The following is a 17,213-nucleotide window of genomic DNA, read 5'->3' as shown; positions in this document are numbered from 1 at the left end:
ACCGAGCCCCCGCGGTTGCGGAAGTTGTTCGGCTCCGCGCCCGGGGAGTCCTTGACCGGGCGCGCGGCGATCTGCGGTTCCATGCCGAAGGGACTCTTCGCCCAGGAGGGCCGGACGACGGCTTCCGGCCGCGAGGAGTGCGTCCAGGGCGGAAGGAGGACGTATGTACGCGGTCAGCAGACGGGCAGTCCCGGCAGCGGTGAGTCGTTGTCCCCGCCCTTGATGTAGACGTCGCTGACGAAGACACCGGTGTTGCCGCTGTCGTCGTCGGTCCTCGCCCACCAGGTGTTCGTCCACTCCCCGTAGGTCTCGCGGCGGCCCAGGTTCTGCTGACAGTAGAAGTAGTTGGTGCCGGCGTTGAGTGTGCCCGCCTCGGCTCCCGCGGCGGTGTAGGACGTGGCTGTCCTCCAGACCACGCAGTTGTACTTGCCGCCGCCGATGGCGTGGCAGACCGGTTCGGGGCCGGGGTCCTCGCCGCCGCCCGTACCGCCGCCGGAACCTCCTCCCGTCGTGCCGCCGTCGGTGGTCGTGGGCGAGGGGGCGGGAGCCTTGCCCGTGGGCTCGGCGTCCTCGGTGCGGTCCGGCTTCTCGCTCGGGGGCGCCGGCTTCTTCTTGTCGGCCTGCTTCGTCGGCCTGCTGTCGTCCGTCAGGTCGACCGAGCCGCGGGTGGCGCCGGGGGAGGCGGTTTCGCCGGCGCCACGGGAGTTGGTGGACCGACCCGCCGAACCGGACTCGTCGGTGCCCTTCAGAAGGGCGAGGGTGACGCCCGTCGCGGCCAGCACGACGGTGACGGCCGCGGCCGCGAGCAGGACGCGCCCCCTGCGACGGCGGGGAGCCGCAGTCGCGGCCTGCGGGGCCGTGGCGGACGTGGCCGTTCCTGGTGGCGGCTGCGGCGGACCGAAGCCTCCGGGGCCGGAAGGCCCGGTCGGCGTCGGACCCGCCGGAGTGCCGACTGCCGGAGTGCCGACCGCGCCCGGGTGCGCTGCGCCGTGTCCCTGGCGGTCCGGGTCGGGGCCTCCGGGCCGGGATCCGCTCCCGTCCGAAGCGCTGCCGGCCGGCCCGAATCCCGCGGCGCCGGACTGCGGGGGCCCGAAGCCGGGCGGTACCACCGGCACGCTCCGTTCGGTCTCGTTCCGAACGGGGGGCGCGGGAGCCCGCAGCCCACGCGTGGCCGAGTCCTGGTCGGGAGTCCGTGCTGCCGTCTCCAGCAGCTCACGGGCCCGGCCGGCGTCCGGGCGGGCGTCGGGCTGCTTGTGCATCAGCTCCCGCAGCACGGGGCCGAGAGGCCCGGCGCGCTGCGGTTCCGGCAGCGGTTCGACGACGATCGCCGTGAGAGTGGACCAGGTGGAGGTGCGGCGGAACGGCGAGGCACCCTCGACGGCCGCGTACAGCGTGGCGCCCAGGGCCCAGATGTCGGAGGCGGGGCCCGGCTCGTGTCCCTGGGCGCGCTCGGGCGCCAAGTAGTCCAGGGAGCCGACCAGTTCGCCACTGCGCGTGAGGTGCGTGGCGGAGCCGTCGCCGGGGTCGTCCATCGTGGCGATACCGAAGTCCGTGAGGACGACGCGGCCGGAGCGGTCGAGCAGGATGTTTCCGGGCTTCACGTCACGGTGGAGGACTCCGGCACGGTGGGCCGCGGCGAGCGCGTCCATGACCTTGGCACCGATCCCGGCGGCCTCGCGGGCGTCGAGGGTGCCGCGCTCGCGCAGGACGTCGTCCAGGGACGGCCCGTCCACCAGCTCCATCACGATCAGCGGGCGGCCGTCGACCTCGGCCACGTCGTGCACGGCGACGACACCGGGGTGGCGGACCCTGGCCGCCGCGCGCGCCTCGCGCTGCATGCGCAGCCCCAGGTCGGCCAGTTCGGGCGCGGCGGCGTCCGAGAAGGTGCGCAGTTCCTTGACGGCGACCTCACGGCCGAGCACCTCGTCGAGAGCCCGCCACACGACGCCCATACCGCCGCGCCCCAATTGCGCCACGACGCGGTAGCGCCCGGCAAGGAGCCGCCCGATCCCGTCCGGCTGTTCCGACGCCCCGGGCCGGGCGTGCTCCCCCGGCTGCTGGTTCTCCCCCGCCGACACCGCTGCCCCGTTCCTGTGAACACGTCAATCAAGTGCCGACCAGACTACGGGGCGGATGTGACGGCGCGGGCCGATGGTGCGGGCTGTGACAGGTCCGCTACGTGGCCGAGACCGTCAGGTCCGCCCGCCGCGGCGTCGCGAAGCCCTCCAGGTCCGCGCGCGTGAGGCCCGTCGCCCGGGCCACCTCCGCGATGTCGAGGGCCCCGCAGTCCAGGCCGCGCAGCAGGTAGCCGCTCAGCGCCTTGGCGGTGGCGGGCTCGTCCATCACGTCGCCGCCGGCCCGGTTGGCGTACGCGACGAGGCGTGCCGCGGCCTGCTCGAATCCCTCGCGGTAGAAGGCGAACACGGCCGCGTAGCGGGTGGGAATGTGTGCGGGGTGCATGTCCCAGCCCTGGTAGTAGGCGCGGGCGAGCGCGCGGCGCGTGAGGCCGTAGTGGAGGCGCCAGGCGTCGTGGACCTTCGATGTGGGGCCGACCGGCAGGACGTTCGTGGAGCCGTCCGAGACGCGGACGCCGGTACCCGCGGCCGCGACCTGCATGATCGCCTTGGCGTGGTCGGCGGCCGGGTGGTCGCTCGCCTGGTGGGCAGCGGAGACGCCGAGACAGGCGCTGTAGTCGAACGTGCCGTAGTGCAGGCCCGTGGCACGGCCCTCGGCGGCCTGGATCATGCGGGCCACGGCCGCCGTGCCGTCGGCGGCGAGGATGGACTGGCTGGTCTCGATCTGGATCTCGAACCCGATCCGGCCCTGTGCGAGTCCGCGTGCCTTCTCGAACTCCTCCAGGAGCCGCACCATCGCGGTGACCTGCTCCGCGTACGTCACCTTCGGCAAGGTCAGCACCAGCCCGTCGGGCAGCCCGCCTGCCTCCATCAGCCCGGTGAGGAAGATGTCGAGCGTGCGGATGCCCCGGTCGCGGACGGGCGCCTCCATGCACTTCATCCGGATGCCCATGTAGGGGGCCGCCGTCCCGTCGTCGTACGCCTGCGCGATCAGCCGAGCCGCGCGGGCGGCCGCCTCGTCCTCCTCGGCGCCCGGGCGCGAGCCGTAGCCATCCTCGAAGTCGACGCGCAGGTCCTCTACCGGCTCGCGCTCCAGCTTGGCGCGCACACGGTCGTACACCGGCTCCGCGAGGCCGTCGGGGAGGCCGAGGACAGCGGCGAAGGAGGCGGCGTCCGGGGCGTGTTCGTCGAGAGCGGCGAGGGCCCGGTCGCCCCAGGAGCGGATGGTGTCGGCGGCGAAGACATCACCGGGGACGTACACGGTGTGGACGGGCTGGCGGTTACCGGGGTCTCCGGGGTAGCGGCGCTCCAACTCGGCGTCGACCGGGGCGAGGGAGGCACTGATCTCCTCGCTGACGGCGCCGGCGAGGCTCGTCGCCACCTTTTCCTGCTGACCCTGACCCATTCCCGCACCTTCCAGTTTTCCGCCAGACGGAATCAACAATCCGTAGAGCGAAGTTATCTGCGACCTTCCAGCCAGGTCAACACCCTCATCCTCGCCGGACCGCTCCTGAAATGCCGCTTCCTCCGCCCCCGAGGCCTCACTCCTTGCGCCCCGGGTCCCGCTCCCCTGAGTCGATCCGCTCGCGAGATGTCCTGGATGCCCTCCATGTCCGCGGATGCCCTCTCCCCGGCCCGCGCGGACTTCCCCCGGGATCCACCCCGGGATCTCGACATGTTCACGGCCGGCTCGGAGACTGCGAGGCGGACGACCCGCCCGGCATCAGCCGCAGAACCGGCATCCGCCACAGAAGGAGCATCCCGTGCCCCATCGCAGCCGAGTCACGCGCCGCCTGGGACTCAAGACGGCGCTCATCGCCGCCGCCGCTCTGCCGCTGTCCAGCACGGCGCTCTCCAGGTCGCCCGCCTCGGCGGCGGACCGCCACGGCCGTCTCGAGGTCATGTCGTTCAATCTGCGGTACGCGAGCACCGCCGCACCCAACAGCTGGGCCGTCCGCCGCCCCGTCACCCGCGAACTGCTGCGCCGCGAACGCCCTCACGTCATAGGCACCCAGGAGGGCCTCTACCAGCAGGTGCGCGACATCGCGGCGGATCTCGGCGGCCGCTACGACTGGATCGGCACGGGCCGTGCGGGCGGCAGCCGGAACGAGTTCATGGCGGTCTTCTACGACACCCGAAGACTCGCCCCGGTCGAGTACGACCACTTCTGGCTCTCCGACACACCCGACGTGATCGGCTCGAACACCTGGGGCGGCGGGTCCATACGCATGGTGACCTGGGTCCGCTTCCGCGATCTGCGCCACGGCCAGCGGGAGTTCTACGTCCTCAACACCCACCTGGACAACGCCCGCCAGAAGGCACGCGCGCGTGCCGTGGCCCTGATCGCCGCGCGGATCGCGGGGCTCGACCCCTCACTGCCGCTGATGGTGACCGGTGACTTCAACGTCGCCGCCCACAAGAACCCGGTCTACGACGCGATGCTCGGCGCCGGGCTCGTCGACACCTGGGAGACGGCGGCCGAGCGGGGCAAGCAGTACGGCACGTTCCACGGGTACCGGCCCCTGACCCCGGACGGCGACCGTATCGACTGGATCCTCGTCTCGCCCGGCGTCACCACGCACCGGGCGTCGATCAACACCTTCTCCGTGGACGGACAGCTCCCCAGCGACCATCTGCCCGTCCAGGCGTCCCTGACCCTGCCATGAGATGGGGCCCCGGTGACCGAGACGGTCACCGGGGCCCCATGGACGCGAAGCACCTGCCGGGCACGTGCCCGGCACTCGGGGGACGCTCAGCCCTTGCGGGTCTTGATCTCCTCGGTGAGCTGCGGGACGACCTCGAAGAGGTCGCCGACCACGCCGTAGTCCACCAGGTCGAAGATCGGGGCCTCGGCGTCCTTGTTGACCGCCACGATCGTCTTCGAGGTCTGCATGCCGGCACGGTGCTGGATCGCGCCGGAGATGCCCGAGGCGATGTACAGCTGCGGGGAGACGGACTTGCCGGTCTGGCCGACCTGGTTGGTGTGCGGGTACCAGCCCGCGTCCACCGCGGCACGCGAGGCGCCGACGGCCGCGCCGAGGGAGTCGGCGAGCGCCTCGATGACCGAGAAGTTCTCGGCGCCGTTGACACCACGGCCACCGGAGACCACGATCGCGGCCTCGGTCAGCTCCGGGCGGCCGGTCGACTCGCGCGGGGTACGGGCGGTGACCTTGGTGCCGGTCGCCTTGTCCGAGAACGTGACGGACAGCGCCTCGACCGCGCCGGCGGCCGGGGCGGCCTCCACGGCGGCCGAGTTCGGCTTGACCGTGATGACCGGGGTGCCCTTGGACACGCGGGTCTTGGTGGTGAAGGAGGCGGCGAACGCGGACTGCGTGGCCACCGGGCCCTCGTCACCGGCCTCCAGGTCGACGGCGTCGGTGATGATGCCCGAGCCGATACGGACCGCGAGACGGGCGGCGATCTCCTTGCCCTCGGCGGAGGACGGGACGAGCACGGCGGCCGGGGAGACGGCCTCGTACGCGGCCTGGAGGGCCTCCACCTTCGGTACGACGAGGTAGTCGGCGTACTCGGCGGCTTCGTGGGTGAGGACCTTGACCGCACCGTGCTCGGCGAGCGCGGCGGCGGTGTCGGCGGCGCCGTTGCCCAGCGCGACGGCGACGGGCTCGCCGATGCGGCGGGCCAGCGTCAGCAGCTCCAGGGTGGGCTTGCGGACGGCGCCGTCCACGTGGTCGACGTAGACGAGAACTTCAGCCATGGGACTTCTTCTCTCCTGCTTGCGAAAGATGAGGGGCGGTCAGCGAGTGCCGGACCTGCGTGCCGTGCCGTGTGGGGCCGGGGCGGGCCCCGGGCCCGCGGCCGCTAGATGAACTTCTGGCCCGCGAGGAACTCGGCGAGCTGCTTGCCGCCCTCGCCCTCGTCCTTGACGATCGTGCCGGCGGTGCGCGCCGGGCGCTCGGTCGCGGCGTCGACCCTGGTCCAGGAACCCTCGAGACCGACCTCGTCCGCGTCGATCTCCAGGTCCTCCAGGTCCCAGGACTGAACCGGCTTCTTCTTGGCGGCCATGATGCCCTTGAAGGACGGGTAACGGGCCTCACCGGACTGGTCGGTGACGGACACGACCGCCGGCAGGGAGGCCTCCAGCTGCTCGGAGGCGGAGTCGCCGTCACGGCGGCCCTTGACGACACCGTCCTCGACGGAGACCTCGGAGAGCAGGGTGACCTGCGGAACACCCAGGCGCTCGGCCAGCAGGGCCGGGACGACGCCCATGGTGCCGTCGGTGGAGGCCATGCCGGAGATCACCAGGTCGTAGCCGGCCTTCTCGATCGCCTTGGCCAGCACCAGGGAGGTACCGATGGCGTCGGTGCCGTGCAGGTCGTCGTCCTCGACGTGGATGGCCTTGTCGGCACCCATGGACAGCGCCTTGCGCAGGGCGTCCTTGGCGTCCTCGGGGCCGACGGTCAGCACGGTGATCTCCGCGTCGTCCGCCTCGTCGGCGATCTGCAGGGCCTGCTCGACCGCGTACTCGTCGAGCTCCGACAGCAGGCCGTCCACATCGTCACGGTCGACGGTCAGGTCCTCGGCGAAGTGCCGGTCGCCGGTGGCGTCGGGCACGTACTTAACAGTGACAACGATCCTCAAGCTCACGCCGGCTCTCCTACTGCATCGTCTTTTCTGGGCTGCCTGCCTACGGGCAGCATAGGCGCCTGAAGCGGCCGTTCCCGGTGGGGGCGACCCGCGCTCCGGGCGAAATATTACTCACCAGTACGCACATCTACGCTCCCGCAGGTGGTTCCCTCTAAGCAAGCGCTTTGAACTGTGACCTTCGCAACGCAGCGTAATCGGAACTCGACGCTCTCGCAGGCGGGGCGGGCCGGACGGCTCGGCGGACCATTGCCTTCATTCCCGCAGTCCGCCGAAACTCCCCTGGTGGTACAGGAGGGGGCGTCCGGCACCGGCGGGGTCCCCGAGAACCACCTCGGCCAGCACGATGCGGTGGTCCCCCGCGGGCACCCGGGTGACGATCCGGCACACGAGCCAGGCGAGGACGCCGTCGAGCACCGGAACGCCTTCGGGGCCCTCGCGCCAGGTGGTTGGCTCGCCGAAACGGTCGGCCCCGCTGCGGGCGAAGGTGGTGGCCAGCTCCCGCTGGTGCTCACCGAGTATGTGGACGCCCACGTGGTCCGTCCGGGAGATCGTCGGCCAGCTGGAGGCGCCGGTACCGATGCCGAAGGAGATCATCGGCGGCTCGGCGGACACGGAGGCGAGCGAGGTGGCGGTGAAGCCCACCGGGCCCTCGTCGCCCTGTGCGGTGATCACGGCGACACCGGCCGCATGCCGCCTGAAGACGGAACGCAGGAGGTCGGGAGAGGCGAGTCGGGGGGTGCTGAGATCGGGCGTGGCCGTCATGGAGTTGTCCTTCTGCGTGGGACGAATCGCTGGTCCTTGGCTGCTCAGCAGCCCGGACAGCGCCCGCTCACACCGCGAACGAGGGTCGCGGTCCGATGGCGTTCGCGCTCGACGAGAAGGAGTTCCGGCACCATACGGTCAGGCTGACGATAGGTGGCGGGTGCAGTCAAGTGCGTCCCGTCATGTGGGAGATGCGTCACCGAGGGCCTCCAGCCTCGCGGATCAGGGGGTTTCGACCGCCTCGCCGAGCGCGGCGATGACGTCCGCCCGGCGCGGCTGTCCGGTCGCGCGCCGTACGACATTGCCGTCGGCGTCGAGGACGAGCACGGTCGGCGTCTTGAGGATGTCGAGTTCGCGTACGAGGTCGAGACGGTCCTCGGCGTCGATCTCGACGTGGCTCACGCCCGGGACCATGGCGGCCACCTCGCCGAGCACCCTGCGGGTCGCCCGGCAGGGCGCGCAGAAGGCGCTGGAGAACTGGACGAGCGTGGCGCGCTCGCCGAGGTCCTCACCCAGTTCGGTCGCGCTCAGCCGCTTTCCGCCGTCCCGCCCGCGCACTCTGACTCTCCCGCTCCGTCGTCGGTTCAGCACTCCGTAGGCGCTCGCCGCCGCGAGCACCACCACGCACACCACAAGTCCGGTCATCCCCGGCTTCAGCGTTCACGCGACTGCAAAGATTCCCGCGGTCCCGGAAGGTTCCTCATGCGGAATGCTTGATTCATGGACATTGACGTGAGGGGGCCGCGCTTCGGAGCGGCCGTGACGACCGTGGTGCTGGCGGTCGTGCTGATCACCGGCAGCGCCTGGCTGCTGGCCTGGCAGACGCTGGCGTTCGCACTCGGTGCGGCAGGGGGCGTCGGCCGCTCCCCGTACGGCCTGCTGTTCCGGCGGCTCGTACGTCCGCGGATCGGACCGCCGACGGGCTTCGAGTCGCCCGAACCGCCGCGGTTCGCACAGGGGGTCGGACTCGCCTTCGCGGTGGTGGGACTCCTCGGGTACACGGTGGGCCCCGAGTGGCTGGGGCTCGCGGCGACCGGGGCGGCGCTGGCGGCCGCGTTTCTCAACGCGGTGTTCGGGTACTGCCTCGGATGCGAGATGTACCTGCTCGTACGCCGCGTGACGGTTCGAGCGGAGTAAAGGCCACGTAAAACGCCGAGGTGGATCAAGGGGGTGACGTGACGAGGATCTCGCCGATCTACGGCACCAGGACTGGTCACTCGTCCGTTCTTCGGGCACGATCTGCGCAATGCCGTAAACCTACGGCAGCGTAAGTTTCCCGCCGGAGCCTCTCCCCGGGCATAACAGAGAAGGGTCCCCGCCGTTCATGGCTGAGCTTGCCTACCGTCCCGCCATCGGTCTCGCCCAGACATTGTTCAAGGCCTGGGACCTGAAGATCGACCTCAAGGGATCGGAGAACATCCCGCGCACGGGCGGCGCCGTGCTGGTGAGCAATCACATCGGCTATCTCGACTTCATCTTCGACGGGCTCGCCGCCCTGCCGCAGAAGCGCCTGGTCCGCTTCATGGCGAAGGAGTCGGTGTTCCGGCACAAGATCTCCGGCCCTCTGATGCGCAACATGAAGCACATCCCCGTGGACCGCAAGCAGGGCGAGACGGCTTATGCGCACGCGCTGGAGTCGCTGCGCTCCGGTGAGATCGTCGGCGTCTTCCCCGAGGCCACGATCTCCCAGTCGTTCACGCTGAAGAGCTTCAAGTCGGGTGCCGCGCGCATGGCCCAGGAGGCCGGCGTCCCGCTGATCCCGATGGCCGTGTGGGGCACTCAGCGCCTGTGGACCAAGGGACACCCGCGCAACTTCAAGCGCAACCACATCCCGATCACCATCCGCGTCGGCGAGGCCATGGAAGCGTCTCGCGACAAGTACGCGGGTGCGATCACCCGGCAGCTGCGCGAGCGCGTGCAGGAGCTTCTGGAAGCCGCCCAGCGCGCCTACCCCGTGCGCCCCAAGGGGCCGGACGACACCTGGTGGATGCCGGCGCACCTCGGCGGCACCGCTCCGACGCCCGAAGAGGTGAAGGCCGCCGAGGCCCGCTGACCGGCGGCAGCCGCAGCACGGGCAGGGCCCCGGTCGTCAGCGGGACGTCGGCTCCGGAGCCCGGACGGTGATCCGCGCCCCCGGGCTGAACTTCTCCAGCAGCTCGGCGAGTTCAGCCCCTGCCGCCTCCACGGCGGCCACCGGCATCGGGGGCAGGCTCTCCAGGAGGAAGACCGCCGAGGTCGACTCCTCGGTGAGCCGGGTACGCGGTCCCTGCCGCCAGTTCCAGCGGCGGCAGGTCACACCCGTTTCGTCGCACCACACCACCTCGCCGGCGTCGGGGTGCTCGACGGTCTCCTCGCCGCCCGCGACGGTCACGAATTCCTCGTCGCCCGTGGCGCGCACGAGGCGCATTCCGCCCCGCACCCGGCCTAGGTCCTCGCCGCCGACCGGGATCAGGTGGGCGACGCTGATCGCGTTGTAGAGGTCGACGAGGACGTTGATGCGGGGCAGCCCGGCGTCCGAGAGGGCCCGCCTGGCCAGCGCTTCCGCCGAGTTGCGCGTCCGCGACGGCTTGGAGCCGAACGCCGTGTAGACGCTCCGCCAGGCGGCCATGTGCGGATCCTCGTGCGGCGCGCCCCCCTCCAGCCGTACGACGAGACGGCGGGCCGCGTCGTCCAGGAGGTGCGCGCTGCCCTCCGTGCTGGGGCCGTTGACGAGTCCGTGGGCCTCCACGGCGACGTGCGTGAAGCCGGGCGCGAGGGCGCGCACCTCGTCGGACACGGTGAGCGAGAGAGTCATTGTCCGCCTTGCCTGCCTGGGTCAGAGTGCGGTGGGAAGAAGCTCCCACAGGTGCGGCCGGTCGCGGGCAGCCCTGAGGGCACTCAGAACGGCCGGGTGTGGTTCAGCATACAGCACCGGATAGTCCATCTCATTGGACTTCGGATCGAGGGCGAAAGCCAGCCGCTCACCGTCGAGGGAGAAGCGGGCGTCCACGCCCGGCTTGTTGCCGCGCGGGTCCTGCCGGTGCCAGGCACCGCCGAACCGGACGGCGACGAGGCCGTGCACCACCTCGAACCTCTGATAGCAGAACGCCGTCGGGATGTCCTCGGCCCTCAGCAGGGCGGCCAGGGCGTGGGCCTTGGCGTGGCAGATGCCGGTGCGCCGCGTGAGCACGTCGGAGGCGCGCCAGGTGACGCGGGGGTCGCCGGAGTCCTGGGAGTGCGGAATGGTGTCACGCACGAATTCGAAGGCGGCCTGCGCATAGGCATACGAGTCGGCGACCTGCCTCGCGAGGCGGCCGGCCACCTCGCGAACCGCCGGATGGTGGTGGTCGACGACCTCGTCGGCGGCCAGATACGCGGAAAGGTCAGGCGTGTCCTGAGTCAGCTGCATGCCGGCAGAGCATAGGAATACGATCACTCGAGCGTCAATTCTTTTTCGGGTGATCGCATATCTATGCACGAAGACCGGTGCGCTAGCGGGCCATCTCCTCCTTGAGCGCCGCCAGGAAGCCGTCGACGTCGTCCTCGGTCGTGTCGAAGGCGCACATCCAGCGCACGTCTCCGGCGGCCTCGTCCCAGAAGTAGAAGCGGTAGCGCTTCTGCAGGCGCTCGCTCACGTCGTGGGGCAGCCGGGCGAAGACCGCGTTGGCCTGCACCGGGTACAGGATCTCGACCCCGTGGACCGCGCGTACGCCCTCGGCGAGCCGCTGGGCCATGTCGTTGGCGTGGCGGGCGTTGCGCAGCCACAGGTCCTTGGCGAGCAGGGCCTCCAGCTGCACCGACACGAAGCGCATCTTGGAGGCGAGCTGCATCGACAGCTTGCGCAGATGCTTCATGTGGCTGACGGCGTCCCGGTTGAGGACGACCACGGCCTCGCCGAACAGGGCGCCGTTCTTGGTGCCGCCGAAGGACAGGACGTCCACGCCGACCGCGTTGGTGAAGGCCCGCATCGGCACGTCCAGTGAGGCCGCCGCGTTGGCTATCCGGGCGCCGTCGAGGTGCACCTTCATGCCGTGCTGGTGGGCGTGGTCACAGATCGCGCGGACCTCGTCGGGCGTGTAGACGGTGCCCAGCTCGGTGTTCTGCGTGATCGACACGACCTGCGGCATCGCCCGGTGCTCGTCGTCCCAGCCGTACGCCTGCCGGTCGATCAGCTCGGGCGTCAGCTTCCCGTCGGGTGTGGGCACCGTGAGCAGCTTGAGCCCGCCCATGCGTTCGGGGGCACCGCCCTCGTCGACGTTGATGTGCGCGCTCTCCGCACAGATCACCGCGCCCCAGCGGTCGGTCAGCGCCTGGAGTGCCACGACGTTGGCGCCCGTGCCGTTGAACACGGGGAACGCCTCCGCGCCAGCGCCGAAGTGCCCCCGTATCACCTGCTGGAGGTGGTCGGTGTAGTCGTCCTCGCCGTACGCGACCTGGTGCCCGCCGTTGGCCAGGGCCAGAGCGGCGAGCACCTCGGGGTGGGCCCCCGCGTAGTTGTCGCTGGCGAAGCCGCGCACCTGGGGGTCGTGGCGCCGCCGGGCATCCGTCTTCGGTGGGTTCACGGCTTCTCGGTCAGCCACAGACGCTTTCCGTTCACTTCGGCGGCGGGCTGCTCCCAGACACCGGCGATGGCCTCGGCCAGATCCCTGACGTCCGTGAACCCCGCGAACTTCGCGTTCGGGCGCTCGGCGCGCATCGCGTCGTGCACCAGGGCCTTCACGATCAGGATGGCGGCCGCGGACGTCGGACCGTCGGCGCCTCCTGAGATCCCCGCCTTGCGGAAGAAGTCGGCCATGGCCAGCGTCCAGGCCTCGGCGGCTGCCTTGGCGGCGGCGTACGCGGCGTTGCCCGCGGTGGGCTTGCCGGCGCCCGCGGCGCTGATCAGCACGTACCGGCCGCGGTCGCTGCGCTGCAACGCCTCGTGGAAGGCGAGAGAGGTGTGCTGCACGGTGCGGATGAGCAGCATCTCCAGCAGGTCCCAGTCATCGAGACTTGTCTTGGTGAAGGTCTCGCTGCCGCGCCAGCCGCCGACGAGGTGGACCAGGCCGTCGACCCGCCCGAAGTCCTTCTCGATACGGGCGGCCCAGTCCCTGGACGACTCGCGGTCGAGCAGGTCGACCGTGTCACCGACGACGGTGGCGCCGCCGTGGGCGTAGCGGGCCGCGTCCACGGCCTCGGCCAGTCGCTCCGGGTCGTTGTCGGAGCCGACGACCACGGCCCCCGCTTCGGCCAGCCGCAGCAGGGTCGCGCGGCCCACCGGCCCGCCCGCGCCGGCCACCGCGATCACCGCTCCGCTCAGTGCCCCGTTCCCGTTCCCCATGGTCTTCGCCTCCTGAGCAGTGTTCCGGACGCGGTCGCTCACGCGGCCACCCGCTCGGCACTCGCCGCGGTGATGCCCCTGGTGGAAGCGATCACGTTCTTCAGCTTCTTGGAGAGCGCCTCATAGAACATGCTCAGGGGAAACTCGTCCGGAAGCACGTCGTCCACGAGTTTCCTCGGCGGCAGCGTCAGGTCGAGGGCGTCGGGACCCTTGGCCCAGCGGGACCCCGGGTGCGGGGCGAGGTACTGGGAGACCAGGTCGTACGCGGCGAACCAGTGGACCAGTTTCGGACGGTCGATGCCGGCCCGGTAGAGGTCCTCGATCTCGGCGCAGAGCTGGTTGGTGACCTGGGGGGCGCGGTCCCAGTCGATGTGCAGCTTGTTGTCCGTCCAGCGCACGACGCCGTGCTTGTGCAGGTAGGCGAAGAGCAGCTGCCCGCCGAGACCGTCGTAGTTGCGGACGCGGTCACCGGTCACGGGGAAGCGGAACATCCGGTCGAACAGGACCGCGTACTGCACGTCACGACCCTGCGGGAAACCGTCGGCCTCCAGCTTCACGGCCTCCTTGAAGGCGGTGAGGTCGCAGCGCAGCTCCTCCAGGCCGTACATCCAGAATGGCTGGCGCTGCTTGATCATGAAGGGGTCGAAGGGCAGGTCGCCATGGCTGTGGGTGCGGTCGTGAACCATGTCCCACAGGACGAAGGCCTGCTCACAGCGCGCCTGGTCGCCGACCATCTCGCGGATGCCGTCGGGCAGTTCGAGGCCGAGCGTGTCGACGGCGGCCTCGGTGACCTTGCGGAAGCGGGCGGCCTCGCGGTCGCAGAAGATGCCGCCCCAGCTGAAGCGCTCCGGTGCCTCGCGCACGGCGATGGTCTCCGGGAAGAGGACCGCCGAGTTGGTGTCGTAGCCGGCCGTGAAGTCCTCGAACTTGATGCCGCAGAACAGCGGGTTGTCGTAGCGGGTGCGCTCCAGCTCGGCCAGCCAGTCGGGCCAGACCATGCGCAGGACGACCGCTTCGAAGTTGCGGTCCGGGTTGCCGTTCTGCGTGTACATCGGGAAGACGACCAGGTGCTCGAGGCCGTCCTCGCGTCGCGCCGCGGGCTGGAAGGCCAGCAGCGAGTCGAGGAAGTCGGGCACCCGGAAGCCGCTGTCCGCCCAGCGGTGCAGGTCCTTCACGAGCGCCGCGTGGTACTCGGAGTCGTGCGGCACCAGCGGCGACAGGTCCTGGACGGCGTCCACGACACGGCGCACGGCCAGATCGGCGTCGGCCGGATCCGGCGCGGTCTCGGCGTCGAAGTCGATCGACCCGTCCTTGGACTGCCATGGCCGGATCCGCTCCACGGCATCCTTGAGCACGGGCCAGGCCGGGTGGCTCACCACCCTGCTCCGGGGAGGAACCTGCTCCTCCGCACCCACCTGCACAAGAATTTCCGTCATGACCCATCCTCCACGGGAGAACCTCGCGTATGGACACCGTATGCGGGAGGACCACTCCGCCACAAGTGAAGATCTCGGGAGATTGTTCTGCCTACTCGCATCTTCACCGCTGTTTTTCCTGCATTCCACCGTGGCGGCGAATACTTCCGCCGTCGACTGGGTAGCCGTCGAAGTTCGGTCAACCCGTGGGGGACTCGCCCACGCAGGGGTGAGCCGGACGGTCCCGCCGCGGCCCGTTCACGCGGCTGGGAGGGCTCATATCCGGCCACCGGGGCGGGTCCGACGCCGGGCGGGGCCACTAGGCTGCGGCCTTGCCGCGTGGCCACGGGACCACAGCACGCGGCAACCGAGCCGCCGTCGACGGAAGCGGAGTCACCCCCTTGAACTTCCTCACCATCGGTCATCGCGGAATCATGGGTGTCGAACCCGAGAACACCCTCCGTTCCTTCATCGCCGCCCAGCAGGCGGGCCTCGACCTGATCGAGCTGGATCTGCACCTGAGCAAGGACGGCGCGCTCGTCGTCATGCACGACGCCGACGTGGACCGGACGACCGACGGTTCGGGACCGATCGCCGAGAAGACCCTCGCCGAGCTCCGCGCGCTGGACGCGGGCCGCGGTGAGCGCATCCCCGTGTTCGAGGAGGTCCTGGACGCCGTCACGGCCCCGCTCCAGGCCGAGATCAAGGACGTCGCCGCGGCCCGGGCGCTGGCCGAGGTCATGAACCGGCGCGACCTCGTCGGCAGGGTCGAGGTCCTGTCGTTCCACGACGAGGCCGTCGCCGAGATCGCGCGGCTCGTCCCCGGCGTCCGTACGGCGCTGGTCGCCAGCCGCTATGGCATCGATGTCGTCGAGCGGGCGACCGCGGTCGGCGCCACGAGTCTCGTACTGAACATCCGTCGGCTGACCCTGGAGATCGTCGAGCGCGCGCGCAAGGCGGACCTGCGGATCATCGGCTGGGTCGTGAACACCCAGGACCAGCTGCGTCTGGTGCGTGCGCTGGAGCTGGACGGCGCCACCACCGACTACCCGGAGATCAAGCGCACCGGCCGCTTCACGGCGTAACGATTATGCGAGCGGCTTCACCAGGAGCTCGAACCGCAGGTCGTCGCGCTGCGGCACGCCGAACCGCTCGTCGCCGTACGGGAAGGGAGTCATCTCTCCCGTACGGCGGTAGCCGCGCCTCTCGTACCAGGCGATGAGGTCCTCGCGTACGGAGATCACGGTCATGTGCATCTCCTCTGCTCCCCAGACCTCGCCGGCGAAGCGCTCGGCCTCGGCGATGATCGTTTTACCGAAGCCCGCTCCCTGCAGCGCGGGGCTGACCGCGAACATCCCGAAGTAGGCGTGCGTGCCACGGTGTTCGAGCTGGCAGCACGCGACCACCCTGCCGTCGCGCTCGACGGCCAGCAGGCGGCTGTCCGGCGACTTGATGACCGCGAGGACGCCCTCCGCGTCCGTCCGCTGCCCCTCCAGGATGTCCGCCTCGGTGGTCCAGCCGGTGCGGCTGGAGTCCCCCCGGTACGCCGACTCGATCAGCGAGACGAGGGCGTCCACGTCGGCGTCGACAGCGTCACGGAAGGTCAGTCCGTCGTGGGCGGTGTCCATGGAGCGGTTCTCCGATCTCGGGCGCGGCTCGGGCATGGACGAGGGTAACGCTCCCACTAGGGTCGGGACACATGGTGCATGTACTGAGCAGCCGGACCTTGCTCCGCCCGGCCGACCCCGAACGTTCCCGCGTCTTCTACGGCGAGAAGCTGGGGCTGCCCGTCTACCGCGAGTTCGGTACGGGGCCCGAGCGCGGCACCGTCTACTTCCTCGGCGGCGGCTTCCTGGAGATCTCCGGGCGCGGCGGGGAACCGCCCTCCCCCGCTGTGAAGCTGTGGCTCCAGGTCGCCGACGTGGCGGCGGCGTTCGAGGAGCTCGTGGCCGCCGGTGTCGAGGTGCTCCGGCCGCCGGTGAAGGAGCCGTGGGGGCTCGTCGAGATGTGGTTCGCGGACCCGGACGGGACGCAGATCGTCATGTGCGAGGTACCGGAGGACCACCCCCTGCGGTACCGCCCATGACGCTCCGGGCCGCGGGGTTCAGCCCGCGGCCGTGCTCGCGGTCAGCGCCTCGCGGAGCCAGGAGTCCGCGCCTCCGAGGGTGAGGCCGGGCGTCAGCTCCCCTGCCAGCTGCCAGTAGCGGGACATGACCGGGTGGTCCTCCGCGGCGAGACGGACGGTGAGGGTACGGCGGAAGTCGGGACTGTCGCGGGTGCCGCAGGCGCGGGCGTGGGCGGCCACGTAGCAGTCCAGTGCCTCGCCCGGGCCGGGGTCGCGGTCGGCCCGCAGAGCGGCTTCCACCAGCCGGTGAGCCTCGTACAGGCCGCCGTAGAGCAGGTCCGGCTGGGCGACCGCGGCCGGCCGGTGGGACACGAGGCAGTGGTCGGTGGCGGCCTTCGCCAGCGCATGGATGCGGGCGAAGGCGAGGACCTGGCCCGGAGTCGGGTCGGCGGAGGGCTGCGGGACGGCCGCATCGGTGACGGCCGCACGGAGGCGGGCGGAGAGACGCACCGGCAGCAGGCGGCGCCAGTAGTGCGCGAGGGCGGCGGTGCTGGGCGGGACGCTGACCGCCCCGATCAGTTCCAGGCGCTCCGCGAGCTGCTCCGGGGCGCCGTCCTGGAGTGCCCGCAGCGCGGCCTCCCGCCAGCGCAGGGCGGCGAGTTCGGTGCCGAGGTCCTCCAGCCTGCGCGCGACGACGTCCTCCAGGGTGTCCCCGCGGTCGAGGACCCGCCCGATCTCGGGGACGGGCACACCGAGCGAGCGCAGTGCGCGGATCGTGCGCAGCCGGGCCGGCGCCCCGGGGCCGTATCGGCGGTGCCCGCCGCCGCTGCGCGAGGCTTCCGGCAGGAGGCCCTGGTCGGAATAGAAGCGGACGGTCTTGACCGTCGTCCCCGCCCGCGCGGCGAGTTCGCCGATGCTCAGGGTGCTGTCCGGTGGCAAGGGTTGAACCTCCCTCAGGGGGAGTTCCTAGGTTACCCACGACCGACCCTTCC

The 17,213-nt window shown here is 70.9% G+C and carries 18 protein-coding genes; 5 read left to right on the top strand and 13 right to left on the bottom strand.

The window, feature by feature from the left end; translation table 11 throughout:
• Positions 1–173: 173 nt before the first annotated feature.
• Entirely contained in the window at positions 174–2,078 is a 1,905-nt protein-coding gene (locus O1Q96_RS17320) for a serine/threonine-protein kinase (RefSeq protein ID WP_419586905.1), read from the bottom strand.
• Between the two features lie 97 nt (positions 2,079–2,175).
• Entirely contained in the window at positions 2,176–3,480 is a 1,305-nt protein-coding gene (locus O1Q96_RS17315; protein ID WP_269249040.1) for a DUF6986 family protein, read from the bottom strand.
• Positions 3,481–3,838: 358 nt separating this feature from the next.
• Here O1Q96_RS17315 and O1Q96_RS17310 point away from each other — a divergent pair, with 358 nt between their 5' ends.
• The gene (locus O1Q96_RS17310; RefSeq protein WP_269249039.1) at positions 3,839–4,741 is read left to right on the top strand and encodes an endonuclease/exonuclease/phosphatase family protein; all 903 of its coding nucleotides are present in this window, start codon (positions 3,839–3,841) and stop codon (positions 4,739–4,741) included.
• An 86-nt stretch (positions 4,742–4,827) separates the two neighbouring features.
• Here the strand turns inward: O1Q96_RS17310 and O1Q96_RS17305 are convergent, their stop codons facing one another.
• The 4 genes from O1Q96_RS17305 to O1Q96_RS17290 form a co-directional block, all read right to left on the bottom strand.
• Positions 4,828–5,790, bottom strand: coding sequence for an electron transfer flavoprotein subunit alpha/FixB family protein (locus O1Q96_RS17305; protein ID WP_269249038.1), 963 nt, complete (start codon positions 5,788–5,790; stop codon positions 4,828–4,830).
• Positions 5,791–5,894: 104 nt separating this feature from the next.
• Complete coding sequence (locus O1Q96_RS17300) at positions 5,895–6,680, bottom strand: electron transfer flavoprotein subunit beta/FixA family protein (protein ID WP_269249037.1); 786 nt, start codon at positions 6,678–6,680, stop codon at positions 5,895–5,897.
• 252 nt (positions 6,681–6,932) lie between these two features.
• The gene (locus O1Q96_RS17295) at positions 6,933–7,442 is read right to left on the bottom strand and encodes a flavin reductase family protein (protein WP_269249036.1); all 510 of its coding nucleotides are present in this window, start codon (positions 7,440–7,442) and stop codon (positions 6,933–6,935) included.
• Between the two features lie 222 nt (positions 7,443–7,664).
• Complete coding sequence (locus O1Q96_RS17290; protein ID WP_269249035.1) at positions 7,665–8,087, bottom strand: TlpA family protein disulfide reductase; 423 nt, start codon at positions 8,085–8,087, stop codon at positions 7,665–7,667.
• Positions 8,088–8,162: 75 nt separating this feature from the next.
• On the opposite strand from O1Q96_RS17290, the gene O1Q96_RS17285 reads away from it, so the two are divergent.
• Together O1Q96_RS17285 and O1Q96_RS17280 are read left to right on the top strand one after the other, a co-directional pair.
• Positions 8,163–8,579 carry a DUF4395 domain-containing protein gene (locus tag O1Q96_RS17285; protein ID WP_269249034.1) on the top strand — a complete coding sequence of 139 codons (417 nt, stop codon included), beginning with the start codon at positions 8,163–8,165 and terminating at the stop codon, positions 8,577–8,579.
• Between the two features lie 187 nt (positions 8,580–8,766).
• Complete coding sequence (locus O1Q96_RS17280) at positions 8,767–9,495, top strand: lysophospholipid acyltransferase family protein (protein WP_269249033.1); 729 nt, start codon at positions 8,767–8,769, stop codon at positions 9,493–9,495.
• A 36-nt stretch (positions 9,496–9,531) separates the two neighbouring features.
• Here O1Q96_RS17280 and O1Q96_RS17275 read toward each other — a convergent pair whose 3' ends face one another.
• From O1Q96_RS17275 to O1Q96_RS17255, 5 genes are all read right to left on the bottom strand, one after another.
• Positions 9,532–10,236: a B3/B4 domain-containing protein gene (locus O1Q96_RS17275; protein WP_269249032.1), complete on the bottom strand. Its 705-nt coding sequence runs from the start codon at positions 10,234–10,236 to the stop codon at positions 9,532–9,534.
• 21 nt (positions 10,237–10,257) lie between these two features.
• On the bottom strand, positions 10,258–10,830 hold the full coding sequence (locus O1Q96_RS17270; protein ID WP_269249031.1) for a transglutaminase domain-containing protein: 573 nt from the start codon (positions 10,828–10,830) through the stop codon (positions 10,258–10,260).
• 82 nt (positions 10,831–10,912) lie between these two features.
• The gene (locus tag O1Q96_RS17265) at positions 10,913–11,983 is read right to left on the bottom strand and encodes a threonine aldolase family protein (RefSeq protein WP_217457622.1); all 1,071 of its coding nucleotides are present in this window, start codon (positions 11,981–11,983) and stop codon (positions 10,913–10,915) included.
• The gene (locus O1Q96_RS17260; RefSeq protein ID WP_269249030.1) at positions 11,980–12,741 is read right to left on the bottom strand and encodes an SDR family NAD(P)-dependent oxidoreductase; all 762 of its coding nucleotides are present in this window, start codon (positions 12,739–12,741) and stop codon (positions 11,980–11,982) included. Before O1Q96_RS17260 ends, O1Q96_RS17265 begins: the two co-directional genes overlap by 4 nt.
• Positions 12,742–12,779: 38 nt before the next feature.
• Positions 12,780–14,177 carry a DUF6421 family protein gene (locus O1Q96_RS17255; protein WP_269249029.1) on the bottom strand — a complete coding sequence of 466 codons (1,398 nt, stop codon included), beginning with the start codon at positions 14,175–14,177 and terminating at the stop codon, positions 12,780–12,782.
• Positions 14,178–14,557: 380 nt separating this feature from the next.
• On the opposite strand from O1Q96_RS17255, the gene O1Q96_RS17250 reads away from it, so the two are divergent.
• Complete coding sequence (locus tag O1Q96_RS17250) at positions 14,558–15,241, top strand: glycerophosphodiester phosphodiesterase (RefSeq protein ID WP_269249028.1); 684 nt, start codon at positions 14,558–14,560, stop codon at positions 15,239–15,241.
• Between the two features lie 3 nt (positions 15,242–15,244).
• Here the strand turns inward: O1Q96_RS17250 and O1Q96_RS17245 are convergent, their stop codons facing one another.
• Positions 15,245–15,784 carry a GNAT family N-acetyltransferase gene (locus tag O1Q96_RS17245; protein WP_269253621.1) on the bottom strand — a complete coding sequence of 180 codons (540 nt, stop codon included), beginning with the start codon at positions 15,782–15,784 and terminating at the stop codon, positions 15,245–15,247.
• Positions 15,785–15,855: 71 nt separating this feature from the next.
• Between O1Q96_RS17245 and O1Q96_RS17240 the strand changes: the two genes are divergently transcribed.
• Entirely contained in the window at positions 15,856–16,242 is a 387-nt protein-coding gene (locus O1Q96_RS17240) for a VOC family protein (protein WP_269249027.1), read from the top strand.
• An 18-nt stretch (positions 16,243–16,260) separates the two neighbouring features.
• Here the strand turns inward: O1Q96_RS17240 and O1Q96_RS17235 are convergent, their stop codons facing one another.
• Entirely contained in the window at positions 16,261–17,160 is a 900-nt protein-coding gene (locus O1Q96_RS17235) for a helix-turn-helix domain-containing protein (protein WP_269249026.1), read from the bottom strand.
• Between the last annotated feature and the right edge of the window lie 53 nt (positions 17,161–17,213).

This window comes from Streptomyces aurantiacus, from assembly GCF_027107535.1.
In the GTDB taxonomy this organism is placed as follows: Bacteria; Actinomycetota; Actinomycetes; order Streptomycetales; family Streptomycetaceae; genus Streptomyces.
The sequence above is the reverse complement of the archived record's forward strand: the minus strand, read 5'-3'. Positions and strand labels throughout refer to the sequence as shown.